The organism is Clostridium sp. L2-50, from assembly GCF_000154245.1.
Lineage (GTDB): Bacteria > Bacillota > Clostridia > Lachnospirales > Lachnospiraceae > Coprococcus.
In genome coordinates, this window is sequence record NZ_DS480325.1 from 15,227 (window position 1) to 40,688 (window position 25,462).

26 protein-coding genes are annotated in these 25,462 nt (G+C 41.6%); 21 read left to right on the top strand and 5 right to left on the bottom strand.

Translation table 11 applies throughout. The annotated features are described in order from the left end of the window. The first annotated feature begins 237 nt into the window (after positions 1–237). The 13 genes from CLOL250_RS13970 to CLOL250_RS10410 all read left to right on the top strand — a co-directional run bounded on the left by CLOL250_RS13970 (position 238) and on the right by CLOL250_RS10410 (position 10,364). Complete coding sequence (locus tag CLOL250_RS13970; protein WP_008402377.1) at positions 238–402, top strand: hypothetical protein; 165 nt, start codon at positions 238–240, stop codon at positions 400–402. A 125-nt stretch (positions 403–527) separates the two neighbouring features. Then, entirely contained in the window at positions 528–818 is a 291-nt protein-coding gene (locus CLOL250_RS10355; protein WP_008402379.1) for a GIY-YIG nuclease family protein, read from the top strand. Positions 819–875: 57 nt separating this feature from the next. Further along, positions 876–1,439, top strand: coding sequence for a flavin reductase family protein (locus CLOL250_RS10360; RefSeq protein ID WP_008402380.1), 564 nt, complete (start codon positions 876–878; stop codon positions 1,437–1,439). A 5-nt stretch (positions 1,440–1,444) separates the two neighbouring features. Next, positions 1,445–2,308 carry a 4-(cytidine 5'-diphospho)-2-C-methyl-D-erythritol kinase gene (gene ispE / locus CLOL250_RS10365; RefSeq protein ID WP_008402382.1) on the top strand — a complete coding sequence of 288 codons (864 nt, stop codon included), beginning with the start codon at positions 1,445–1,447 and terminating at the stop codon, positions 2,306–2,308. Between the two features lie 59 nt (positions 2,309–2,367). Further along, complete coding sequence (locus CLOL250_RS10370; protein ID WP_008402384.1) at positions 2,368–3,045, top strand: GntR family transcriptional regulator; 678 nt, start codon at positions 2,368–2,370, stop codon at positions 3,043–3,045. 211 nt (positions 3,046–3,256) lie between these two features. Then, a complete protein-coding gene (locus tag CLOL250_RS10375) occupies positions 3,257–3,604 on the top strand; it encodes a PadR family transcriptional regulator (RefSeq protein WP_044945952.1) in 348 nt (115 codons plus the stop codon). Beyond that, entirely contained in the window at positions 3,579–4,052 is a 474-nt protein-coding gene (locus CLOL250_RS10380) for a hypothetical protein (protein ID WP_008402386.1), read from the top strand. Before CLOL250_RS10375 ends, CLOL250_RS10380 begins: the two co-directional genes overlap by 26 nt. A 21-nt stretch (positions 4,053–4,073) precedes the next feature. Next, entirely contained in the window at positions 4,074–4,538 is a 465-nt protein-coding gene (locus CLOL250_RS10385) for a hypothetical protein (protein WP_008402387.1), read from the top strand. Positions 4,539–4,542: 4 nt separating this feature from the next. Next, positions 4,543–5,100 (top strand): hypothetical protein, encoded by a 558-nt coding sequence (locus CLOL250_RS10390; RefSeq protein WP_008402388.1) that lies wholly within the window; start codon positions 4,543–4,545, stop codon positions 5,098–5,100. A gap of 283 nt (positions 5,101–5,383) precedes the next feature. After that, positions 5,384–5,776: a hypothetical protein gene (locus CLOL250_RS10395; RefSeq protein ID WP_008402389.1), complete on the top strand. Its 393-nt coding sequence runs from the start codon at positions 5,384–5,386 to the stop codon at positions 5,774–5,776. A 100-nt stretch (positions 5,777–5,876) separates the two neighbouring features. Continuing rightward, on the top strand, positions 5,877–7,118 hold the full coding sequence (locus tag CLOL250_RS10400) for a hypothetical protein (RefSeq protein ID WP_008402390.1): 1,242 nt from the start codon (positions 5,877–5,879) through the stop codon (positions 7,116–7,118). A 276-nt stretch (positions 7,119–7,394) separates the two neighbouring features. After that, positions 7,395–8,117 (top strand): ATP-binding cassette domain-containing protein, encoded by a 723-nt coding sequence (locus CLOL250_RS10405; RefSeq protein ID WP_008402393.1) that lies wholly within the window; start codon positions 7,395–7,397, stop codon positions 8,115–8,117. A 60-nt stretch (positions 8,118–8,177) separates the two neighbouring features. Beyond that, positions 8,178–10,364: a hypothetical protein gene (locus CLOL250_RS10410; RefSeq protein ID WP_008402394.1), complete on the top strand. Its 2,187-nt coding sequence runs from the start codon at positions 8,178–8,180 to the stop codon at positions 10,362–10,364. 30 nt (positions 10,365–10,394) lie between these two features. Here CLOL250_RS10410 and CLOL250_RS10415 read toward each other — a convergent pair whose 3' ends face one another. After that, positions 10,395–11,456, bottom strand: coding sequence for a Gfo/Idh/MocA family protein (locus tag CLOL250_RS10415; RefSeq protein ID WP_008402395.1), 1,062 nt, complete (start codon positions 11,454–11,456; stop codon positions 10,395–10,397). Between the two features lie 500 nt (positions 11,457–11,956). Here CLOL250_RS10415 and CLOL250_RS10420 point away from each other — a divergent pair, with 500 nt between their 5' ends. From CLOL250_RS10420 to CLOL250_RS10445, 6 genes are all read left to right on the top strand, one after another. Beyond that, positions 11,957–13,537 carry a spore germination protein gene (locus CLOL250_RS10420; protein WP_008402396.1) on the top strand — a complete coding sequence of 527 codons (1,581 nt, stop codon included), beginning with the start codon at positions 11,957–11,959 and terminating at the stop codon, positions 13,535–13,537. A 165-nt stretch (positions 13,538–13,702) separates the two neighbouring features. Continuing rightward, positions 13,703–15,334: a hypothetical protein gene (locus CLOL250_RS10425; RefSeq protein WP_274922275.1), complete on the top strand. Its 1,632-nt coding sequence runs from the start codon at positions 13,703–13,705 to the stop codon at positions 15,332–15,334. Positions 15,335–15,463: 129 nt separating this feature from the next. Next, positions 15,464–16,267, top strand: a complete 804-nt coding sequence (locus CLOL250_RS10430) for a hypothetical protein (RefSeq protein ID WP_044945960.1) — start codon at positions 15,464–15,466, stop codon at positions 16,265–16,267. 120 nt (positions 16,268–16,387) lie between these two features. Further along, positions 16,388–17,446, top strand: a complete 1,059-nt coding sequence (locus tag CLOL250_RS10435) for a D-alanine--D-alanine ligase family protein (RefSeq protein WP_008402399.1) — start codon at positions 16,388–16,390, stop codon at positions 17,444–17,446. 3 nt (positions 17,447–17,449) lie between these two features. Further along, positions 17,450–17,887 (top strand): DUF1934 domain-containing protein, encoded by a 438-nt coding sequence (locus CLOL250_RS10440; RefSeq protein ID WP_008402400.1) that lies wholly within the window; start codon positions 17,450–17,452, stop codon positions 17,885–17,887. A gap of 6 nt (positions 17,888–17,893) precedes the next feature. Beyond that, entirely contained in the window at positions 17,894–18,532 is a 639-nt protein-coding gene (locus CLOL250_RS10445; protein WP_008402401.1) for a hypothetical protein, read from the top strand. A gap of 204 nt (positions 18,533–18,736) precedes the next feature. Here the strand turns inward: CLOL250_RS10445 and CLOL250_RS10450 are convergent, their stop codons facing one another. The 4 genes from CLOL250_RS10450 to malQ all read right to left on the bottom strand — a co-directional run bounded on the left by CLOL250_RS10450 (position 18,737) and on the right by malQ (position 22,637). Next, a complete protein-coding gene (locus CLOL250_RS10450) occupies positions 18,737–19,525 on the bottom strand; it encodes a CPBP family intramembrane glutamic endopeptidase (RefSeq protein WP_008402403.1) in 789 nt (262 codons plus the stop codon). A gap of 2 nt (positions 19,526–19,527) precedes the next feature. After that, positions 19,528–20,085: a hypothetical protein gene (locus CLOL250_RS10455; RefSeq protein ID WP_021944205.1), complete on the bottom strand. Its 558-nt coding sequence runs from the start codon at positions 20,083–20,085 to the stop codon at positions 19,528–19,530. Between the two features lie 269 nt (positions 20,086–20,354). Beyond that, a complete protein-coding gene (locus CLOL250_RS10460) occupies positions 20,355–21,092 on the bottom strand; it encodes a lysophospholipid acyltransferase family protein (RefSeq protein ID WP_008402405.1) in 738 nt (245 codons plus the stop codon). Between the two features lie 15 nt (positions 21,093–21,107). Further along, positions 21,108–22,637, bottom strand: coding sequence for a 4-alpha-glucanotransferase (malQ, locus tag CLOL250_RS10465; RefSeq protein WP_008402406.1), 1,530 nt, complete (start codon positions 22,635–22,637; stop codon positions 21,108–21,110). A 970-nt stretch (positions 22,638–23,607) separates the two neighbouring features. On the opposite strand from malQ, the gene CLOL250_RS10470 reads away from it, so the two are divergent. Then, positions 23,608–24,804 carry a pyridoxal phosphate-dependent aminotransferase gene (locus tag CLOL250_RS10470; protein WP_008402408.1) on the top strand — a complete coding sequence of 399 codons (1,197 nt, stop codon included), beginning with the start codon at positions 23,608–23,610 and terminating at the stop codon, positions 24,802–24,804. Positions 24,805–24,819: 15 nt separating this feature from the next. Further along, the gene (locus CLOL250_RS10475; protein WP_008402409.1) at positions 24,820–25,437 is read left to right on the top strand and encodes a Maf family protein; all 618 of its coding nucleotides are present in this window, start codon (positions 24,820–24,822) and stop codon (positions 25,435–25,437) included. Positions 25,438–25,462 lie beyond the last annotated feature (25 nt).

Genomic DNA, 25,462 nt, shown 5'->3' on the forward strand with positions numbered 1-25,462 from the left:
TATTTCAACGCAGCGGTGCTAAGCTCCTCGCCGGTGGCGACTCACTAAGAACCGGCGTTGAAACAGGCTTGCTACATAACAGTAATGTTATTTTCCATTTTGTCTTAAACATTTGCGTACGGACAGGCTGACTATTTTTGTGTAGAATATAATAGTAGTTTTTCACATTTATAGTAGCAAAATGACAGTTTATGAGTATAATTATAGTAAACGCGCAGACGGAATAATAAGAGGAAGATGCCGGAATGTGAAGCACAGCCGGATATGAGAGCGCATGAAGATGCGAGATTTACTGATGAAGTACCGGGATCTGTCTGCTTTATTATAATGGATTCAAAAATGAGTTCAGGGGGAAGCTGTCGGAGAAGCTCCGGCGGCATACCCGGATACATAGAAAGCTGATGACAGGACATTTGCGAGGCTGCAGGAAAGTGCCATGGCAGGACACTTGCCACGGAACACAGGAAAGGCGCTGGCTTGTCGATATCGGCTTTGGATAAAAAAGAAAACATGTGGGTAAGAACACAATGAGTACGACAGAAGAAAAACACAACTATACTTACATAGTCCGGTGTAAGGACGGAACGTATTACACTGGATGGACGAATAATCTGGAAAAGCGGATGAAAGCACATAATGAAGGACGAGGGGGCGCCAAGTATACCAGAAGCCGGCGCCCTGTTGTCCTTGTTTATTATGAGGAATCAGAGACGCCAGAGGAAGCAATGAGCAGAGAGTGGCACATCAAGCAGATGAGTCGGAGCCGAAAAGAAGAATTAATCAGAAATTTTCAACCAGATAGTATACAGAAGCCATGAAAATAGTATAAAATATAAGAATTGAGAAAATAAAAGTCGAACACCAGGAGGTTATAGATGGGAAGACAATTATGGAAACCGGGGAATATGCTGTACCCGGTACCGGCAGTTATGGTAACATGTAAGCGAGAAGGCGGACAACCGAATATTATTACGATCGCATGGGCGGGGACAGTTTGCAGTTCTCCGGCGATGGTTTCAATATCTGTTAGACCGGAACGCTATTCTTATGATATTATAAAAGCTAGTGGAGAATTTGTGATCAATCTGGTGACTGAGAAGCTGACATTTGCGACCGATTATTGCGGCGTAAAGAGTGGGCGCGATATTGACAAATTCAAAGCAACAGGACTTCATACCTGTCCGGGACTTACAGTTGCCACACCGGGTATCGCGGAGAGTCCGGTCAATATCGAATGTAAGGTAAAAGAAGTGATCCCGCTTGGAAGTCATCATATGTTCCTGGCGGAGGTGACCGGCGTACAGGTGGATGAAGCATACATGAATGAAAACGGCAAATTCGAGCTTAACCAGCTTGGACTGGTAGCATATTCCCATGGAGAATACTTTAAACTTGGAAAGAAACTGGGAAAATTCGGATATTCAGTGAGGAAGAAATAAGAAACATGAAGATAGAATTACAGGCATATGGTAAAGTAAATCTGGGACTGGACGTGCTCAGAAGAAGACCGGACGGTTATCATGAAGTAAAGATGATCATGCAGACGGTAAAATTACATGACACATTGACATTTGAGACAGTGGATGAGGATGTGATCGTTCTCAGCACAAATGCGGACGAGCTTCCGGTAAATGAAGATAATCTGGTATATAAAGCATGCCGGATGTTGAAGCAGGAATATCAGATCACGCGTGGAATCCGGGTATTTCTTCAGAAAGAACTTCCGGTTGCAGCCGGTATGGCAGGAGGAAGTGCTGATGCCGCTGCTGCGCTGATCGGAATGAATAAGATCTTTGATCTTCAGATTCCGAAACATAAGCTGATGGAATATGGTGTGAAGCTTGGGGCAGATGTTCCATATTGTATCATGAAAGGAACTGCATTATCAGAAGGAATCGGTGAGAAGCTGACGGCACTTGCACCGATGCCGGATTGTTATATTCTGCTGGCAAAGCCGCCAATCGCTGTATCGACGAAGATGGTATATGAGAACCTGCATGCAAATGAATTAAAAAAACATCCGGATATAGACGGCATGGTGATGGCACTGGAAGAACAGAGTTTACAGGGAATCACGGAGCGAATGGAAAATGTACTGGAAACGGTGACCGAGGTTCGGTATCCGGTTATTGCGGAGATCAAAGCCTGCATGAAAGAATGTGGTGCGATGAATTCACTTATGAGTGGAAGTGGCCCGACTGTATTTGGTATATTTACAGAAAAGGAAAAAGCGGAGAAAGCGGCAGATGCGATCCGCAGCCGGAAGCTGGCAAAGCAGGTATTTGTCACACAGCCATATAATGTGTAAGATCAGACAGAACAGAGGGAGTTGTTCTGCAGAAGAAATAGAGAGAAATGGGGTAACTTATGGAGTTGAAGTTAAATATGGATGAGTATCTTCCGCTTCGGGAGGTTGTATTTGAAGCGTTGCGGGATGCCATCGTACATGGAGAATTTGAACCGGGCGAACGGTTATTAGAAGTGGCACTCGCAAAACGTCTGGGTGTCAGCCGGACTCCGGTGCGTGAAGCAATCCGGATGCTGGAATTAGAGGGCTTAGTCGTGATGGTTCCAAGGAAAGGCGCAGAGGTTGCCCGTATCACGGAGAAGGATCTCCGGGATGCGTTGGAGATCCGCCTGAGTCTGGAAGAACTGGCAGTCGAACTTGCCTGCAAGCGGATTGATGAAGACGGCAGACTCAGATTAAAAGAAGCCTGTGAGAATTTCCGTGAGGCAGTCCGTTCCGGTCGTGTGCCGGATATCGTAGATACAGATGTTGCCTTTCATGAGACAATCTGTGAATTAAGCAACAATCCAAGGCTTGTGAGTCTTACCAAGAACTTCGGAGAGCAGGTGTACCGATACCGTGTGGAATATGTGCGGGATACCGGATATCATGGCAAACTGCTCCGTGAGCATGATGAGATCACGGAGGCGATATTGCTCGGAGATGTAGAGAAAGCAAAAGCAGTTATGCATCAGCATATTTACGATCAGGAACAGATCGTGATACAGAATATCAAACAGAAACAGGATACTATATAAGACTGAGTGGTCAAAAATAGGGAGTGGACAGTAAGAAATTTACCGTTCACTCCCTATTTTTGACCACTCAGTCCATTTTACAGTTTTTTTAAATGCAATCTGGTATAGTTTAGATATTCTAAAACATAAGGCGTGTAAAGTAAATTGACAAATACATATGTATGCCATATACTTGGTATTACTAGGTATAAAGATAATAGAAAGAGGAATTATGGCAAATCAAAGTATAAATCAGTTTAAAAAAGGAATACTTCCCATGCTCATTCTGCAGATTATATCAGATGAAAAGGATTATGGGTATAACATTGTCAATCGTTTTAATGCACGATGTGTTGCTGGGATGGATATCAAAGAAGGAACATTGTATCCGATCCTGCATAGATTAGAAGAAGATGGTGCGATTGCCAGTGAATGGGTGATGACATCTGAGAATGGAAAACCAAAGAAATTCTATAAGATTACAGAAGAAGGGAAGCTTCTATTGGAAGAACAGTGGAATTGTTGGATGCAGATAGAAGGAATGGTACGAGACTTTGAGAAAAAACATATATCTGATTAAAATATTCGTTTTGTTGCATGCACCATTTGGGCAGCGGATGCAGCTTGTAAAAGAGATAAGACAATCTATAGATGATAAATTGGATACGGGCATGACAATCAATGAAGTGATTGAGGAGCTTGGTGAAGCTTCCGCACTGACAGAAGAGTATAACGATATCGGTATGCGGCAGCAGACAAAGGAGTATGTATGGATGGTGCTCTGGATTCTGATTGGAATCTGTCTTGGCGTTTTGCTGATAATTGATGGATATACATTATACACCGGATATCATGAGATTAACCAGTACATAGCACCGACTGGATATGAGTGGATTGATTTTAGACCAAAGGCAGGGGGAACGTGGGGCAAAGTGATTGTAGAAAGCATAGGTTTTTGTATCTGTCTGGGAAATGTAATCTATCATTTTAAAAGGCGAAGAAAAGCAAAAAAAGATAATGAATTATAAATAAAAAGGGGAACAAAAGAAATGAAAAAGAAGAAATATCTTATGAAGATATTCATGCATCTGCATGCACCATTAAAGAAACGGATACAGATGGTAAAGGATCTGGGACGGTCGTTAGATGATAAACTGGCAGAAGGAGAAACTATAGAGGGAGCAATCGCAGAACTGGGAGAAGCCGCAGACATTATTCAGGAATATGAAGATCTCGGAATGAGAAAACGAACGAAGGAATGGGTGCTTGCTGTGATCTGGATATTGATCGGAATTGTGGTGGGGTATCTGTTGTTTACGGAATGTAGGATACTGTATAGGGGATACAATTATGTAATAATACGGACATCACCTAACACGGGTGTTGGAGTAGCCTATGGAATAAATATGGGCGCAGAGGTAGTGAAAATAGTGTTTGAATCGATAGGTTTTATTATATGTGTAGGAAATGTTATCTGGCATTTTATAAAACAAAAAAGAAAAAAGGAGATGTAAAAAAATGAAGAAAGTAGTGCGAAAGATAATAAGTATGGCATTAGCATGTATGTTAATTTGGGGACTTCCAATATCTGCTCATGCGGAAACAACGGAGTCGATAGTAGTGGATGAAGGAACAGAAAATACAATGGAGCTGATAGGACAGGAAGTTGTACATATTAAATATGATGGGACAATAGTCCGTGAACTAATATATACAAAATTGCAGAATAAAAAACTATTGTATGCAAGTCAATCGGATAAAGTTACATGTAGCTATGCATATTACTATTTGGGTAAAGATTCTAAGAAACAGCCTCAGTATCAGATTGTTATGAATATATCATCAAAGGAGAACTTAAAATCAAGTGTACTAAGTACCAAAGCAGAGGGAATATCAACTTGGCATAATAATACAGTGACACATTCCGGTAAGACAGGAAAAAATACGAGGACTTTTGTTTATACAAGCAGTAATCCACCGTCAAATCCGTATTGTTACGCAAAAGCAACAATTAAAACGGTTAATGGAACATATAATTATTCTTTTGGCAAACTGACGAATCCTAAGAGTAAATAAATGATATACCTTGATCATTATATAAAGATGGTCAATGGATATAGATGTAAGGACACTGGCTAATAATGCAAGTGCTCTGCAAAAAAAGAGACTCTGGCACAATTTTGCGAAGAGAACCAGAGCTTCATAGCCATATATACTTATGAAAAAGTACATGAATAAGATGATATACCGTTTTTTCATATGTATGTAAATTCAAAACAAAGGAGGGCAGCATTACATAAGGTGAAATGTAAATATGCATGTTTGAAGGTATAGGAAAATATACAAAGGAGATTTTTATATGAACAAAGTGGTAAAGACAATAAAAAATAAATTAATGATTGCAGCAATGGTGGCAGTAATGGTATTTGGAACGGCAATGGTTCCGGTGCATGCAGCATCTGTAGAGACAAATGTATATGGTGGAGGTTCTACCTATAATTATTATATCAGAAAGGCAGGGGGTACAGAGATATTGGGTATAATGCGTATTTCAAAAAGTGCAAGTAAAATAACAAATGTATTTACGGCAGAGATGGGATGCAGTAAGGCACAGGTATGGGTTAGAGAAAACTCAAAAGCATCGTATGCGACTAAAAGTCGTTCTAATATGGTAAAAGGTAATACAGTAACTGCTGTAAAAGGTGGACGAGAATTTACTGAAGCTTATGGAAAGGCTAAAGTTACTTATTAATAAATAGCAGATTATAACTTTGGTGTATGGACATCCGGGAATCTGCAATAATGGCAGATTCCTGTGATGTTTTATAAAATAATGAAAGCGGGGTAGACAGATGAAGAAAGTAGTGCGTACTATTTGCATTGTTTTATGTGTCGGTTTGATTTTAGGGTTGGGATATATTGTCTCACGAAAAATGAAAAAATATCCGGAAGAGATAGAATATTCGGCATTAAGGGCATTTACAGATAACGGTATGTATTATGCAAGAAGGAATATACTTTATTTCCTGGATTCAGCGACAGGAAAATCAGTAGTAGTTTGTAATAAGGCAAATTGTAAACATAATACGACGAAGTGCAATGCATACACGATAGATATTCAACCTGCTATGCTTTGCTATGGAGATAAAATATACATAAGTGAATTTGATTCTGAGTTAACGTTTAATGATGATGGTGATGCGGAACAAAAAGGAGTTTCACAGATTCGTGAAATAAATAAAGATGGAAGTGGAGCTCGGGTTTTGTATTCTGCAGATGAAGGAGCCGTTATAGGTATGGAAATGGTAGATGGAGTATTGTATTTCACTACATGGAAGTATCATGATGGATTTAAGTTGAATGAATATAAGCAAGACTGTACGTTATATGCATATGATTTAAGATGGAATCGGTTACGGACATTGCTAAGCTATGAAGGAGATGCAGAGCATGACAGTGCTGCACTATATATATTAAATAATAAGAATAAAGAAAAGCTTTATCTGACATATGAATATGAAGATAGCAAGGAAAACTGGCATACAATACTGTTTACATATAATATAAAAACACACGCAGATGAAATTGTCGAAGATGATCTAAATACAAAATATGGTGAGTATTTTGATATTATCAGCACTTCAAGTGGAAATTATATAAAGACTACAGAATTGGATAATGATGTTGAGTGGAGTGTGATATGTTCATGCGATGAAAATTTGCAGAATCAGAAAGAGATTTTTCGGTTTGTAGGGGGAAGTGTTGATTGTATGGATGGATATTTATATGTGATTAACACAGATTATAATAAGTTTTTTTATCAATGCGATACAGGAACAATTTATCTGGCAAATACCTGTTTTACAGGAGAAGGAACCTATATATCCGATATCTATGGATTGGATGAATCAAGTGACAAGCTATATATAGATGGACATGATTATACTGGTATGAAACCAGGTGATATAATCACATCGGATCAGAGTGAACAGACAGTGACAGGATGGACCAAATTCCGGGACACATATTTTACAAAACTGGAGGATGCAGATCAGAGCATCGTAAAGACATTTGACTGGGTGAAATGGCCATAAAAAAAGAGACTCTGGCACAATTTTGCGAAGAGAACCAGAGTCTCGTAGCCATATATACTTATGAAAAAGTACATGAGATAAATATACCGCTTTTTCATATGTATGTAAATACGAAATAAAGGAGAATAGAGAAAAATAGAAGTGTAAATAGTGTGTTTGAAGGTATAGAAAACATATGGAAAGACCAAAGTTACTTATTAATGTACAGTAGATTGTAACTTTAAGATTTGCAAAATTGAAAATTACGGATCAGAAAGCAGTAAGGGAGATGAACGTATGGAGTTAAAACTGGAACACATTTCGAAAGAGTATAAAAATACAACAGCGCTTGATGATTTTTCGATGACATTTTCAGAAGGGATTTATGGCTTACTTGGACCGAACGGGGCAGGAAAAAGTACCTTGATGAAATTGATTACAAGGAATATCAAACCGACCACAGGAGAGATCTATCTGGATGAAACGAATATTCATGACTTAAAACGGGAATATCAGCGGTTGATCGGTTATATGCCACAGCAGCAGGAGATCTATCCGTTTTATACCGGACGAATGTTTCTTGCCTACATGGGGCTACTGAAGGGAGTAGAGAAGAAGATGCTGAATGATGAGATTGAGAAATACGCATCAAAGGTAAATCTTCTTGACGTATTAGATCGGAAAGTTGGAACATATTCCGGTGGTATGAAGCAGAGACTTCTGATCGCACAGGCATTTCTTGGAGACTCGAAGATTATAATATTCGATGAGCCGACGGCAGGACTTGACCCTAAGGAGAGAATCCATGTGAGAAATCTGATCCATGATAATTCTACAGGAAAAATTATTCTGATTGCAACTCATGTTGTTCAGGATATTGAGGACATAGCAAGTCAGATTATGTTACTTAAAAAGGGTGTATTGATCGAGATGGCAGCACCTGAGATTTTGACCGGAAGAATTACAGATAAAGAAAATCCTGATTTGGAAGATGTATATCTTAGTATATTTGGAGAGTAGCTTTTGCATACCAGTCATTTTTTACAGAGAGGGTGACGGTTTGCGGAATTGGAGGACGATATGTATAAATCAAAACCAGAGAAAAAAGCTGCTCACATCAATTATTCCAAACGCAGGGGCGGTTTTTTTCGATTTTTTATGAATGAAATGCGGGCTATTATATATAACCGTAAATTAGTATTGTGTTTTCTGTTGTTCCTGGTTATGAATGTTGGTTTGCTGACTGTAGCTTTTGATACAGATGAGGTAGACAGCACGGTGTATACAAGGCTTCAGACAGACACGGATTCCATTATGGATATGTATATGGAAGATCCGGAATCAGAGACCTATAAACAGTTATATGATGAATATACGGCAAGTACTACATATGACGAATATTTGCAGCAGATTATCGAGGATGCGGAGAAGAACCAGTCGATTTCCATATTTCAGACAAAGTTCTCGATCAGTAATCTGGAACGGACGAAGAGAGATTTTGAGAGACTTGTGGGAACAGAAGTATTTTTTGTTGGAGGATATGGAGTCTGTAAGGCGTTAAATTTTACAGGAAGTTATATTCTGATCTTCTTTTTTCTTGTTGTGCTGGTGCTGGAGCTGGTACTACGTGATAAGAAGAATGGTCTGGCAAATCTGTATAAGACAACATGGAATGGAGACAGTCGATTATTGCTGTCTAAGTATGCGGCAGCAGTTGTCTATATGGCACTTTTTGTAGCAGGTATATCCTTAAGCAATTTTTTGGTTGCAGAATGGAAGTTTGGAGCTGTGGATCTGTCAGCGCCGGTACAGAGCCTGATGGACTATATCGGATATGGTTTTTCATGCAGAATTGGTACATTTGCTGTTCTTGTCTGTGTGGTGAAAATTCTGATCTTTTCTGTGATTCTTGCGGCATTATTCACATTTGCAGTTATTTCTTCGAATGAGATTATGCTATGTGTATGGACGGCGGTTGCCATGTTTGTAGAATTGTTGTTTTCCGTATTGGGAGAGAAACTGAATCTGACATTTTTATATCGATTCTCTATTTTTTCAATGCTGGATACAACCAAATTTTTCCAATATGAGAATTATAACCTGATATCCCATGCAAAGCCTGCGATCTATCTGGACTGTATTATCTGTGCAGTGTTGTTGGCAGGATTTCTTATCATATCGTCGGTGATCTATCTGGAGGGAAGCAGTGATTATCGGGAGAGTCGTATACGATTGCGAAAAAAAGGTACGAAATCCCGCAGGATATTTTCCTCAGTATGGAGACTGGAAGGTTATAAGTTATGGCTGGGATATAAAATGATATTTGTTATTCTGTTGCTGGTTATATTTCAGGTGTATATATATCAGAACAAATCTGTAAGGTGGAGCACAAATGAATATGTGTACCAATACTATATCAGTCAAATTGAGGGAGTAATCACACAGGGAAAGCTAGATTATATAACTTCAGAGGCAGAACGGTATGCAAATCTCCATAAAGATGGAGATCAGGTTGAGCAGGATTACGATGCAGGGAAGATAACAGAAGAAGAATATAGTGAAAGATGGAGAGAACTGAATAAACAGCTTGAAAATGAGGAAGGGTTTAATCGTTGTCAGGAATATGTAGATTATGTTAAGGGGCAATGTGGAATTACATCGCAGATTACAGAAGCTGATCCTGCTGTATTGGAACAGATGGGATTTGTCTATAACAGAGGCTGGAATATTCTTGCTGGTGGTAGAGATTATAAGGATGATGTAATGAATGCAGCAAAGATTATTGTTGTATTAATGCTTACAACTGCATTTCTGTATTTGGAAGATTACAGATATAAGATTAATGGCATTATTGATATTACAGAGAATTACAGGAAACTTCATGTGATCAAAGCAGTTCGGTTATTCTTGACTGTTCTTGTCACATATATCATGGTTTATCTGCCGGAATTAATGTGGGTAAAGAGTGAGATTGGGCTGACAGGTGGAAAATATCTGGCGCAGTCACTTCCGTATCTGGAACATGTCAGTATATCCACCAGTATTACAGGGTATTTTCTGCTGGTATATGGTATTCGGTTACTCGCTATTCTGATATTGACAGGTCTGTATGTTCTGGTTGGAAAATTGATTAGGAATACAAATGGTGCAATATTCTGCGCAGCAGCGGTTGTACTTCTGCCGTTGTTATTATATCTGTCAGGATTTACTGCCGCAAAATATTATCCATTAGTTCAACTGCTGTCAGGTAATATGGTGTTGAGGTAAATATTTACATAGTGGGATTTTTATCTGCTGTTACCAGTTCTTTCGTATCTCATCAAATAACCGCATAATATATAAAGTGTGTTCATGTGGCATTTCCGGACATTCGGTCAGACCTTTTTCCAGTGCTCGCTTACAGGCGAGCACTTCGTATTCATAGCCGCTGATCTGGGCAGGACAGTTGATCGTCTGAACCAGTCGGCGGTCATTTTCATATATATGGAATGCTTCGTAATTGTTGATGTTGTCAACCTCGATGTAGCCTTTTGTTCCGTAGATCACGCCACGGCGGTCGGTGGCTGATTCCATAGTTGTGAACAAGCCTGCGATCGCACCGTCTGGGTATGCCAGGTTGATAAATTCTGTTTTGTCTACGCCCGATTCGTGTGGAGTCATCGTTGTGTGGATCGCAGATACGTTGTCGCCAAGCACCCAGGTTGCAAAGTTTAAGGTATATGGTGCAAGATCTAAGAGAGCACCTCCGGCAAGCTCTGGGCGGATCAGACGTTCTACCTGCATCAGGGAATAACCAAGATTTGCGGTCAGCCCTGTTATTTTTCCGATAACGCCGGAATCTATAATTTCTTTTAAGGTAAATGACATTGGCATATAGCGAACCCACATCGCTTCCGCCAGTAATATATTCTTTTCTTTTGCAAGCCGGATCATATCTTCGGCTTCTTTTGTATTTACGGCAAATGCTTTTTCGCACAGAACAGCCCGGTTGTGATTCAGACACAGCATCGTATGTTCTTTATGGTGGGAGTGTGGAGTTGCAACGTAGACAAGATCAATCCCGTCATCAGCAACCATTTCTTCATAAGAGCCATACCATTTGGATGCATGATAAGTATCTGCAAATTGTCTGGCTTTTTCTTCTGTTCTGCTTGCTACAGCATAGAGTTCAACCTCTTGCATCTGGTTAACGGTTTCCGCCATCTTGCAGGCGATACCACCTGCGCCGAGGATGGCGAGACGTAATTTTCTATTTTCTAATCTGGTGTCTGAGTTTGTCGTAGCATTTCTGTTGTCTGATTTATGATCTGGATCTGTTGTATGTTTTTTGTAGTCGGATATATTATCTGATTTTATCATTTTTTTCGTTTCCTTTCCGGGTGGTTTGTGAAGTCATGGTATTTCTATATTTCCGGTTAAATTCTATATGGTACTGATGCAACTGAAGCTATTTGAATATTGCCGGGTTCATCATATGTGAGCAATTCTATGATTTTATGCAATTACTATAGAAGCTTTTGGGGATTTGTGCAAGCGCATCCCATCATAATGATCATTATATCGTACTCGTTCAATGCATTCGAAAAATCGACCCTTACAAGCAAGCGATTTTTCATCATTATATCATGTGCTTCGCACATTCTATGCATTCCGCAAAATCAGCATCCTTGCAAGCAAATAATTTTGCGTTCATTATATCATGATTCAATGTAACATTTTATGTATAGTTCAGAGAGTTGCTGGTAATACTGGAAATAGTAAGAAGATAAAACAAGTAATAGTTAGATCATGGAGGAATAAGGTTGGGGAAAGTCGGTCAGAGTCGTAAAAAATATAAATGTACATAGGAGCAGCGGGAGGTGGAACGTTTGGGGAAAGACAGAGATGCGGAAGGCGGAATTTATAGTGCAGACAGCCGGATCGATAAAGACATAGATGCAAATATCAGCCGGGTAAAGTCGCTGTTTGCTGATTGGGGAGACATCGTGGAACGTCGGTTTACTGTAAGAAGAACCGGAATGGATGTGTATGCAGAAGATACCATCGGATCAGCAGATGAGACATCCTCTTCGGTAGGAGCAATCTATGTAGTGTACATTGATGGGTTATGTGACAATGGTCTGATCGAGGATACGATCATTAAGCCTGTGACCTGGGAGTGGCGGCATGAGCATGGCAGTTCCCTATGGGAGGCAATGGATTCATTTGAGACACAATCGGCGGATATAAAGGCAGAAAATGACTTTAAAAATGTGATGTTTTCCATATTGAAAGGAGACACAGCGGTATTTGTATCGGATGCAGACCAGGCGTTTGTTGTGTCTTCCAAGAAGCTGCCGGTACGTGGGGTGGAAGAAAGTTCTACCGAGGGTGGAATGCGTGGTCCGCGGGATAGTTTTAATGAAAGCATCCGTACATCGACAGCGCTTATCCGGCGAAGAATCAAAGATACCAGATTGAAATTGATTCAGAATACGATCGGTGTTCGTTCCAGAACCGAGTATGGAATCATGTATATTGAGGATATTGCAGAGAAGAAGCTGGTTGAACAGGTGAAAGAACGGATGAATGAATATGAGATAGATGCCATATTTGACAGCGGTATGGCAGAACATCTGATGGAGAAGAAATGGTACCGGCCGTTTCCGGTATTCCAGTCAACCACCAGACCGGATAAAGCGGCAGCAGCACTGGCAGATGGCAGGGTAGTAGTTGTATTTGACAATTCGCCGGAGGTTCTGATCGCGCCGGCGACGATCAATACATTATTCCAGACTGCCGATGATTATTATAACCGTTGGCCGGTTGCAACTTTTGCCAGAATCATTCGTTATATAGCGGCATTTATCGCGGTGGGGCTGCCGGGCTTCTATATAGCTGTTACCTGTTATCACCGGGAGGTGATACCGGATAAACTTCTCTATGCGATTGCAGTTGCAAGAAATCAGTTGTCTTTTCCAATCGTGTTAGAGGTTTTGATCATGGAGTTGTTGTTTGAATTGCTGCGGGAGGCAGGGATCCGTCTGCCGAGTCAGCTGGGAAATACGATCGGTGTTGTTGGTGGTTTGATCGTTGGACAGGCTGCAGTGGAAGCAGGGATTGTCAGTACGATCGTGGTGATCGTAGTTGCGTTGACGGCAATCGCATCTTTTGCAATTCCAAATGAAGCCTTTGCGTCAGTGTTCCGCCTTTTGAAATTTCTTACCATACTGGCGGCAGCATTTTTTGGACTGTATGGCTTCCTTCTGGTGATGCTTTTATTGATCTATCATCTTGCCGGTCTAAACAGCTTTGGTGTTCCATACATGGCACCGGTTGTAACCTGTGGCTATGCAGAGGATGGAATGGAAGATTTTATCCTTCGTAAACCAATCAAAAAATTTGTCTTTCGGCCGGCATGGGCGAACCACAGAGAACGCAGGCGGCTTCGCAAAAAGTAATGATGAATGGATGTGAATTGATATATGGATTATAGAAATGTGACATTTCGACAGCTTTTTATAACGGGAACTTGCCTGATTTTTCCGATTGCTTTCTGGAATATAGTACAGATTATGACGAATTTTTCAAAAAATAACGGAATTTTATCACTTTTTTTGATGCTAATGCTTGCTTTAGTTTATGTGGTGCTACTACATCTTGCGCTTTCAGGTGTAGTGAAAATGTCAGATCCGGCTAAAGAAAAGACAGAGATAACGGGTGCAAAAGTATGGAATAATAAGAAAAAAGTGGCTATTGCGTCTATTTATGTGATCAGATATGTAATTCGGGTTCTTTTTTTGCTTTATTTCTTTGTACAGGGGAGCCGGATCCTGATGCTGCCGGATTATGCAGGAACGATTCTGGTTGTTCCGGTATTACTGGCACTTTTCTATATGGCAGGAAAGGGGCTGCGTGGTTATATCGGATTTGCGGAAGCAAGTGTGATCGGAATCGGGATCACATTGGTGCTGTTTGTCATTTGTGGATTTTGGAATGCAGATTTTTCCGGATTAAAAGAATATGTAGAATTCCAGATGCAGGCATCTGCATGTAACACGATATGTCAGGTTTTGATAAAAGGATATCTGATGATCGTAGGGTTATGTATGCTGGAATTTGTCATGTATCTTTATCTGAGAGTAGAGAAACGAAGACGTGGGATGCTGGTGTGGACGGTATCTGTTCCGGTTGTGTTAGCCTTTGTTGCTTCCTGTTTTGTGATATCATTGCTTGGCTTGCAGGGCAGAACAGCCGGCTCAAAGGGAATACTAAATGTTGTGGGTGCGATGATGTTCCCCGGAGGTGCAAATGCGAGGCTTGGTTTACTCGCCTGTTATCTGCTTATAATCTTCGGACTCTTGCTTCTGGCTATCCACATTGTATTCATTTGTCAGTTTGTGGATGAGATCTGGAAGATCATCTGTGTATGGAGAAAGAGCGGCGGGATGAGAGCAGTCGGGGATGATAAGAGTACAGACTTACATGGATGTGATTCTGATAATGCAATGGATAAAAAAGTGATGGAAGAAAAAAACGATACATTTGAGGATAAGACACAGAAGAAAAACAAATATTCGGCAGAAGAAGATATGGAAGAGAAAAGAAGCCTGTGGATAAGAGGGGGCTGTGTGGTTGTTTTGTTTCTGTTGTTTATGTGGATGGACCGGTTCCTTGGAGAACGGGATGCCGGCCGGGCATTCATGAGCTACATTGCTGCTGTGGATATTCCTTTGTCTGTTCTTGTACCGGCATTTGCAGGACGGAAACGGACGAATCCGGGGAAGCTTGCAAAGATGGCTGCAGAAGTGATCGGCGGAGTTCTGATCGCCTGTATGTTGTCCGGGTGCATGGACAGATCCATTGAAGCGGTAGACTATCTCCGGGTGGTTATGATCTCTGAGACGGAAGGGGGCTACGAGTACACATTTGTTACAGACAGTCTGGAGGGAGCGGAGTCGGCAGCCGAATCGGAGGAACGAGAGTATCCGGTCGTTGCGGAGAACCTGCAACAGGCGCGGGCTGAATATGATCAGGCGCATGACCGGAGTCTTGACCTGAGCCACGTTGAATATATCGTGGTGGATTCCGAAGAAACCCTGCGACAGATGTATCCGGAGCTGATAAAAGAATTTGTAACGAATTATGTAGAAGTGATCTGCACCGATTCGCTTTATCAGGGTGAAGCGTCCGGCAGCATCCGGAAATATATCGCAACGCATTACAAAGGAGAGTGTCTGGCGACACTGGGGGAGTAGACATTCGTTTAAAGTATTAGTTATTGATAAAGAGTGTGAAACAGAATTTGTTTCAATAATAAAGGAATTTAAATATATCAGATATAGATATTTCGTTAATGTAGATAAAGAAAAATGGAGGTTATGGAAATGGGTAGAGCAGTAAGGGCGGCAGTTGCCGGAATCCTGATCGGTTTATTTTGTGGAACATTATATGTGGAAATGGGAGCACTGAAAAGATTATACAGCGCGAAAAACAGCGTAGAGCAGGTGATGAACCTGATCGAATATGCGGAAGAAAATGAAGATATAGCCTATGACAGTACAGAGGAAAATTATGCCGGAATAACCAGTGACAAAACTTCACAGACAGACGGTAAGAATGATGGATCGAGCCAGCAGGTGGTAAATGGTCTTGAGCCTTCGGATGGTCAGGATACAGAACTGTCAAATGATATCCAGACTGCATTTCGGATTCTGGATGGCACAACATTAAATGCGTATGAAACACAGAAGCAGTTACAGGAACTGGAAGCAATGTATGATGACATAGCAGGGAATTCAAAAGCGGAGCTTGTGGAGAGCAAAATGAATGATCAGAATAAAACATCAGATGTTATCCGGATTCGGATAAGATATGAGGGAAATGAGAATTTATCGGATAAGCAATTGGATGAATTTACTTCATATGTTGAGCAGGCGGTACTTTATGGCATAGCCGAGAAACTTGGCGCAGACTATAACGATCAGGAGAAAAGCATTGTGCGAAAGAATCTGATACTGAGCAAAGAATATATCGATGCCTGTGCAGAGGAAAGTGCAGAAGAATACGGCATCCCGGTTACTGCCTGGTCAGCCTTTGAATACCTGAGCCTCCCGGCAGCAACATTGAATGGCGTTGCTTATCCGGCCGGGTATTATGAGACTTTGTGTGTGACGTTGAAAAGATTATGACTGACTTTTCCACCTACTCCTAAACCTACCCATAAATCCCCGGAATCCTTGAATTATATAGGTGGTTGTGGTATGATATGAGATATTTTGATTATATATTTCAAAGGAGCTCAAGGGAATATGACTAAGAAAAAACTGGTAGTTATTTTTGGAGGAAGATCATCGGAACATGAAGTTTCATGCATTTCAGTTCAGACAGTTGCCAAAGCGGTGGATACGGACAAATATGATATGACACTGATCGGAATCACAAAGGACGGCAAATGGCTGAAGGCTGACAGCATTGAGAGTATTGCTGACGGAAGCTGGTACGACAGTCAGGTTCGTGCAGTGATTTCACCGGATTCTGCAAAAGAGATTATCATAAAAGATGGCGACAGAATCTATGCGGAGCCTGTAGATGTTATTTTCCCTGTTTTGCATGGTTTATATGGAGAAGACGGTACGATTCAGGGATTGTTTGAGATGGCGGACATTCCATATGTGGGCTGCGGTGTATTTGCATCGGCTGCTGCAATGGACAAATTCCATACAAAGATCATTGCTGATCATATCAATGTAACACAGGCAAAATTCGTTCCTGTAGTAGAAGATGATTTTGATGATCTGGATGTTGCGATGGATCGGGTAGAGAGCGAGTTAAACTATCCGGTATTTGTAAAACCATCATCCGCAGGTTCATCAAAGGGTGTTACAAAGGCACATGACAGAGCCGAGTTAGAAGCTGGTCTGCATGAGGCACTCAACCATGATTCCAAGATCCTTGTTGAGGAGACGATCATCGGTAGAGAGCTGGAATGTGGTGTACTTGGATATGGCAATCATACAAAGGCATCCGGTGTTGGCGAGATCCTTGCTGCCGCAGACGCAGATTTCTATGATTTTGATGCAAAATACAATAATGCAGATTCCAAGACGATTATCGGTGCGGATATACCGGAAGAAGCTGAGGACGAGATCCGTGCAGAAGCAATCCGTATCTTTAATGCGATTGACGGCTTTGGACTTGCCCGTGTGGATTTCTTCCTTGAGAAGGACACCAATCGTGTAATATTTAATGAAGTAAATACATTGCCGGGATTTACATCGATCAGTATGTATCCGATGCTGTGGGATGCAGAGGGATATGATATCAAGACCCTTGTAAATACCTTAATTGAGATGGCATTTGAAAGATAATTTATGACGACGAGAGATATAAAGATAAAAGTAACGGGTGTACAGAGTGTTGCCGGAGCGGATGATGAGCCGGAGGTTCTGGAGCTTGAGACGCGGGGAACATACTCTGAGAAAAACGGAAACCGCTATATCAAATATGACGAATTCATTGAAGATGTGGAAGAACCGGTGAAGAATCTTCTGCGATTCGATGAGCATGCGCTTCAGCTGACGAAACGTGGCAGTGTGAACACGGTTATGTTATTTGACCGTGAGAAGAACAGCTCAGTGCATTATGTAACTCCGGTCGGACCGATCTGTATGAATATCTGTACGGAGGAATATCATATGGAGCAGTCCGAGAAGGGGATTCGGATCGATATTCGTTACTGTATTGATTTTAACAATGATTATATTACGGATTGCAGTCTGAATGTGACTGCGGACTACGAAGGGGTATAAATATATATGGGTAGTGAGAAATCCTTCGATAGCTTTTTGGGGATTGAAACGATCGCGGAGACAGCATTTGGAGATATGGATGTATGTCTTCCGGTGAACGAAGAAGATAATAATTATGAGGTTACATATTATAATGATCTGGTGACGATGTTCGATGAGATCAGCATGGAGCCTGAAGATACGCTTGTGGATTTTGGCTGTGGACTTGGCAGAGTGCTTTTTTACTGTAATTCCAGACATTACTGCCGGACGGTTGGAATCGAGAACAATGCCAGGGTCTATGACAGACTTCTGACAAATGCCGCAAGCTATCAGAGCAAATTCCTTGATCAGGAGGAACGGATGCAGTTCCTGAATGTGGAAGCGGAGGCATATGAGATCGGAGATGAAGACAATTATTTCTATTTCTTCAATCCATTTTCCGGCGTAACCTTCAGGAAGGTACTGGATAATATCATCGCATCGGTACGGAGACAGCCGAGAGATATTGAACTTCTGATCTACTATCCGACATTTGAATATCAGAAAGCAATCCGTGACTGCAACCTGTTCGTTTTAAAGAAGATGATCAAATTGTCCGGTTATGAAGAAGACCCGGATGAGAAGGTTCTGGTATATCATTTGTCACGATATTTTGTAGCGTAGAATAAATAAGGCGGTCTATCTGGCGGACTAGCTTTATATTGACTTGCTGCGATTCCTATTCAATGCACATGTCTGATTCGTAAATACTCCTGTGCCAACTCGTCCTTCGGACTCAAACAGGCACCCGTATTTACTGACAATGTGCATTTCATTACGGAATCTTCGCCAATGTCAATATACAGCCCTACTGCCAGTCAGACCGCCTTATTTATACACATTATATATAGCAGTCATGCAAATTGCAGTCAGGATACAGGTGATTCCGATGATTCCCCACAGTATAGAGGGGGAGATCGCTATACTTCCGATCACATAGGAAGAAGCGTTTAAGATTATATGAAGGATCATGCCTGGGACCAGGGAGCCTGACCATACGGCAAGACAGCCCAGAATGATTCCGGCCGGAACGCTGTAGCAGAACTGAACGACATTTCCATGATAGCAGCCGAAACAGAATGCTGTGAACAGGATTGCACAGAGGGCGGCATGCTTCGTGTGAAATGCAGAGACAGACAGCTTCAGTGCCACTCCCCGGAAGGCGAATTCTTCTGCGATCGGTGCGAGAAGTGTGACTGTACAGATACGGATGATTCCATTGTTGATGGAAAATGACCGCTGTACCCGTTCATGGTATGAGATTAGAAGCTCCGGCCTATAAGTGTCGATCAGACGAAGAATACAGGTTGTTAAGAGCTGAAGACTGATACCAAGGATCAGCAGTAAAATAAAGATAACAAAAGCACGCAGGAAAGGATTTTTCTTTCCTGCGTGCTTTGTTTTTGAATGATCGGACAGATAAAAATATCCGAAAATACAGATACAAAGAATATATGAAATACATGATGTGATACTGCCGACAGAATCAGTCTGACTGCCTGTAAGATCACAGATCCGGGTGCCTGCAAGATAGACAATATTATGTATCAGTAATGCGGTAACCGGAACCAGACAGGTAATAACTAATTTTCTGAGGTCGACACGAGTATTTATCATGATTACTGGATCTTCTTTGCCCTTTCTTTCTCTTCCTTTGCCTTTGCTTTTCTTGCGGCTTTTTCTTCTTTGCTGAGTTTCATGCTGGCAGTTTCCTGCTCATAAGTCTGCTCGTATTTCTTCTGTTTTGCACGAAGCTTCTGGCTGAATGATTTCTTTGCAGGCTCCGGTGCTTTCTTACCACGAACATTCTTAACGCTTGTGATGTAGATACCGCTGACCATAGCTTTAACTTCGCCACGGACAGGCATAACATCAAAGATTCCATCGTCGCAGATCAGATTGATGATCTGTGGGCCAATCTTGGCTTTAACGATAGGAAGCTTGGCTTTCTGGTAACGCTTTGGAGTTGATTCCAATACCTGTTTCGGAAGATTTGCATCTTTCATAGGCAGCATCTTTTTATCGATGACCAGCATCGTGACAGGCTGTGCAGCCTGAAGCATAGCTTCTTTCTGTGCGCTCTGCTTTTTCTGCAGGCGGTTTCCTACTATGTAAAGTACTACTAAGATTACAACTAATATTGCGATGACGATTAACATCCATCCCCACCAAGGCATAATAAGTTCCTCCTTATATTTCATTATTTGTCTGTGATTGCAAATTGTATATATTATGATTACTTTTGACCTTACCAATCAGGGAACGCTTCCGCTCGTTTCTGCGCTGCATAACTTCGAACTAAGCTCGAAAATACCTCGCTAAGATCTCAGTTACTCCTGCAGCGGTACTAAGATGCCGCTTCTGCGCCATCTAAGGACCGGCGGACTCAAATGTCCCTGTATTGGCAAGTCAAAGTAATCAAATATATATACAATTTGCAATTATATTATTTTTCTGTCATAGGCAGATTTTTTAACCGGGCTGCCTGAATCTTACCGGGGATTGCATCCAGAACCTCTTTACGTTCCTTCGGCTTCAATCCACGGATATCAACCGGCTCTAAGAATTCGATCACAACCTTGCTGCTGTGAAGAAAATTGTGTTTATTTGCTTCCATACATTTGTCTGTTCCGCAGATAGCAACCGGAATGATCAGACATCCGGCTTTCTGAGCGATCTTGAATGCACCGTCTTTAAATGGCAGCAGTTCGTCGCCCTTATTTCTTGTTCCCTCCGGGAAGATCATCATGGAGTGACCGGATTTGATGATATCAGCAGTCTGCAAAATCGTTTCCAGACCCTTTTTCAGATCGGTACGATCCAGATATGTGCATCCGATATCATCCATGTATTTGTAAAGCAGAGGTATATCCTTGATATTGTCCTTGGACATGAAGCCAAGCGGCATATCGATTGCATTGTGACAGGATAAAATATCAAAATAGCTTCGATGATTACCAACGAACATGACCGGTTGGTCGGTAGGAATATTTTCCTTGCCAATAATTGTTCGTTTACATCCGGTTAAGAACATAACTACTCCGAAAAATCCTTTTACCAGCTTCTGAGCCTTGATATAAGCTTTGTCCTGATCCTTTTTTGCAAGCTGCTTCAGATACAGATGATATGGAAAACAAAATATGATTCCAAGTACTGCAAACAGTACAGTAATAATGGTTCTCAAATATATCCTCCTGTTCTATCTGCCGTAGAGTTTTGCTGTCTCAAATAGACGTTCTTCTAATTTAGTATCCATGTCTTTATCCTCAAAGCGCCAAGCCCAGTTGCCTTCCCCTACACCCGGAGTATTCAGACGAGCCCATGAATCTAATTTCAGAACATCCTGCATAGGAACAACAGCCATATTTGCGACAGACGAGAAACATGCACGGATCATAACCCAGCAGATATCACTGGCATCTGTGCTGAAATAGCGGCGAAGCTTGTCCTTGGATGCTTCGTATGCTTTCTGATACCAGCCAAATGTTGTGTCATTGTCATGTGTTCCTGTGTAGCATACACAGTTTCTTGTATAATTATGCGGAAGGAAATCATTTTCTTCCGGATTCTCAAATGCAAACTGTAAGATCTTCATGCCAGGCAGATTGAATTTGTCACGCAATTCGATAACAGAATCGTCGATCTCACCCAGATCCTCAGCGATGATCGGAAGGTCATAGCCAAGATTTGCCTGTAACTGTGTGAAGAAGTTGATACCGGGAGCGGGTTTCCATTCTCCGTTGATGGCGGTTTCTTCGCCATAAGGTACAGCCCAGTACCGGTCAAATCCTCTGAAATGGTCAATTCTTAAGAAATCTGTCAGAGTGAGCTGGTATTTGATTCGCTCGATCCACCATTCATAACCGGTAGCGGTATGCTTTGGCCAGTTATACAGTGGGTTGCCCCACAACTGTCCGGTCTCTGAGAAATAATCAGGTGGTACACCGGCAACTTCAGTTGGGTATCCCTTTGAGTCCAGCATGAAAAGCTCCTGATGGCTCCATACATCGGCACTGTCCCATGCAAGGAAGATCGGAGCATCACCTATGATGCTGATGTTCTTTTCATTTGCGTATTCCTTGATCGCCATCCACTGTGTATGGAATAAGAACTGGATGAAATCATAGTAACCGATCTCATTTGCAAGCTTCTTTTCCCATGTGGTACGCTGTCTTTTGGTAGGTGCTTTCAGGGAATCCTCCCACATATACCAAGGCATTCCTTCATGGAAATCCTTACCTGCCATAAACAGGGAGTAGTCAGCGAGCCAGGAGGAATCCTTTTTGAAAGAAGCAAATGCTGCCATCTGTTCCTCGTCTGTTGACAATCCGTCCTCATAGTCAGGATCAGTAAAACGTTCGTAAGCGAGCTTTAACAGCTTTGTCTTAAAAGTGATCAAGGTTCCGTAGTCGATGTGGATGGGATCCCATTCCGGCATATCGGTAAAATCATCTTCTGACAGAAGCTTGTATTCTTTTAATGCATCAAGGTCAATAATTAACGGCTGACCGGCAAATGCGGAGAATGGCTGATATGGTGAATCACCAAATCCGGTATGTCCAAGTGGAAGCACCTGCCACAGATTCAAGCCCGAATTTGCCAGAAAGTCTATAAACCGGTATGCACCTTTTCCGAGATCACCGATTCCGTAAGGACTTGGAAATGAAGTCGGATGTGCCAGAATACCAGCGTATTTCTTTGGCTTTTTTTCATGGTTGTTTTCTAACATGCTTATCCTCTTTTCCTATTATTATATTGACGTTTTTGGTCTGGTCAGATATATCTGTCTGCCCGAACATCATAAAACCCCATTTTTCCTTGAAAAATCAAGGCGGTGTGGAAAAAAACACCGTACGTTTTATTATACATAAAACGAATTATTCTTACAAGCCTGAAATTGGGGGAAGTCGCAGTCCGCCTGCCCGCCTCTGTCGGTCTCCTTGGCTGGTATGGGTGGCTGGCATGGGCAGTTGGTCTCCCCACTATAATATGGCATCAGCGAGAATTTCGTCGTGAGATGCACATTGCCAGTAAATACGGGTGCTTGTTTGAGCCGAAGGCGAGTTAGCACAGGAGTATTTACGAATCAGGCATGTGCAACGAACAGAAATCGCAGCAAGCCATTTATAGTGGGGAGACCAACTGCCCATGCCAGTCACCCATACCAGCCAAGGAGACCGACAGAGGCGGGCAGACAGGTTGTGTTAGCTTTATAAAGTTTTGTTTATGATCTTCATAAATACATCAGAAAATAAACACAGTTTAGACACACTTCCCTTATATACTGTGTATTGTAAGAGTTTTTCATTTATTTGAATCCTCTCTCCCCTCATTTTTTGCAAGTGGTAATAAATCTTTCCCCGGTTTGTTACCACTTGTTTTTTGTTATAGCGACGAGGCAAGTGCAGTGTGCTTGCACAACTGCATTTGCCGACCGCTAATCACTGAGCCGATAGGCTTTTATCTTAAACAAAAATGTCAGTTTTAGTTTATAAACACATCAGAAAATAAACACAATTTAGACACACATCCCTTATATACTATGTATTGTAAGAGTTTTTCATTTATTTGAATCCTCTCTCCCCTCATTTTTTGCAAGTGGTAATAAGTCTTTTCCCCGATTTATTACCACTTGTTTTTTTGCCTTTTCGGCGGTATACTTCCATTATTAAATTCACAACAGACGGAGGATAACAGGTATGATTTCGGAAAAATATGCAGATATGACAACCAAAGGTTCTATAATAAGAGAATTTGCGCAGTATGCATCAAAACGTGCGGCAGAGATCGGAAAGGAAAATGTATATAACTTTACGATCGGTAATCCTTCTGTTCCGGTATGTCCGGAGTTTACAGAGACATTGGAACGGATGTTAAAAGAGGAAAATCCATTGACACTTCACGGATACAGCCCGACACTTGGTATTATGTCCGTCAGAGAAGCGGTTGCAGATTCTTTAAACAGAAGATTTGGAATGGAATATACAGCAGATGATATTTTCATGACCTCCGGTGCAGCAGGTGCGATCGCACATGCGATTCGTTGTGTAACAAAGCCGGGAGATGAGGTGATCACATTTGCTCCATATTTCCCTGAGTATGTTCCATATGTTGACGGAACAGGTGCGGTGCTTAAGATCGTGCCGGCGGATATTACATCCTTCCAGATTAATTTTGATGCATTTCTGGAGCTTTTAAATCCAAATGTACAGGCAGTTCTTATTAACTCTCCGAATAACCCATCCGGTATCGTATATTCAACAGAGACGATCAAGAAGCTGGCTGCAATTCTGGAAGAAAAGCAGAAGGAATATGGACATGATATCTATATTATCTCTGATGAGCCTTACCGTGAGATCGTATTTGAAGGAACGGATTCACCATTTATTTCATCCTTCTATGACAACAGTATCTGCTGTTATTCATTCAGTAAGTCACTTTCCCTTCCGGGTGAGCGTATCGGATATGTAGCGGTAAATCCGAAATGTAAGGATGCGAAGCTGATCGTTCTGATGTGTGGTCAGATCTCCAGATTTACAGGACATAACTGTCCGCCATCCATGATCCAGCTTGGTGTGGCAGAAGTGATCGATAAGACAGCTGACCTGTCAATCTATGAGAAGAATAAGAATATTTTATATAAAGAGCTTACAAATATGGGATATGAGTGTGTAGAACCGGGCGGAACCTTCTATATGTTCCCAAAGACTCCGATCGCGGATGCAAATGCATTCTGTCGTATGACAGCCAGCAAGCTGGATCTGATCCTGGTACCGGGAGACAGCTTTATGTGTCCGGGACATATGAGACTTGCTTACTGTACCACAACGGAGATGGTAGAACGCGCACTTCCGTTATTTGAAAAAGCAATGAAGCTTGCAAAAGAGATGGAGTAATCAAAGGAGAACATCATGGTTACACAGATTCCGATCATACTTGCATCGAATTCACCGAGAAGAAAAGAGCTGCTTGAAAGAGCCGGTTATACATTTACGGTTATGCCAAGTGACTGCGATGAAGCTACCGATATCCGTTTTCCAAAGGATATGGTGATGGAACTTGCCGGAAGAAAGGCAGAAAATGTATATAAAAAGGTATGTGCAGACCATGCCGGTACGGAGGCGGAGACACAGCCGTTTATCGTGATCGGTTCCGATACGGTCGTCGCATTAAATGGCAGGATCCTTGGAAAACCGGTTGATTATGACGATGCATATAATACGTTGAATAGTTTGTCAGGACAGACACATAATGTATATACAGGTGTTTCTATTATGTATTATGACGGAGAGAAATGCCGGACAAAGACATTTTACGAAAATACAGAGGTTACATTTTATCCGATGACGCATGAGGAGATCACCGGATATCTTGCGACGGGAGATCCGTTTGACAAAGCAGGAAGCTATGGGATACAGACACAGGGTGGTCTGTTTGTGAAAGGGATCAAGGGCAGTTATGATAATGTTGTCGGACTTCCGCTTTCCCGGTTGTACCATGAGTTAAATGAGATGTTATATGGGCAGTAATGTGTGAGAAAACGATGTGCCGATC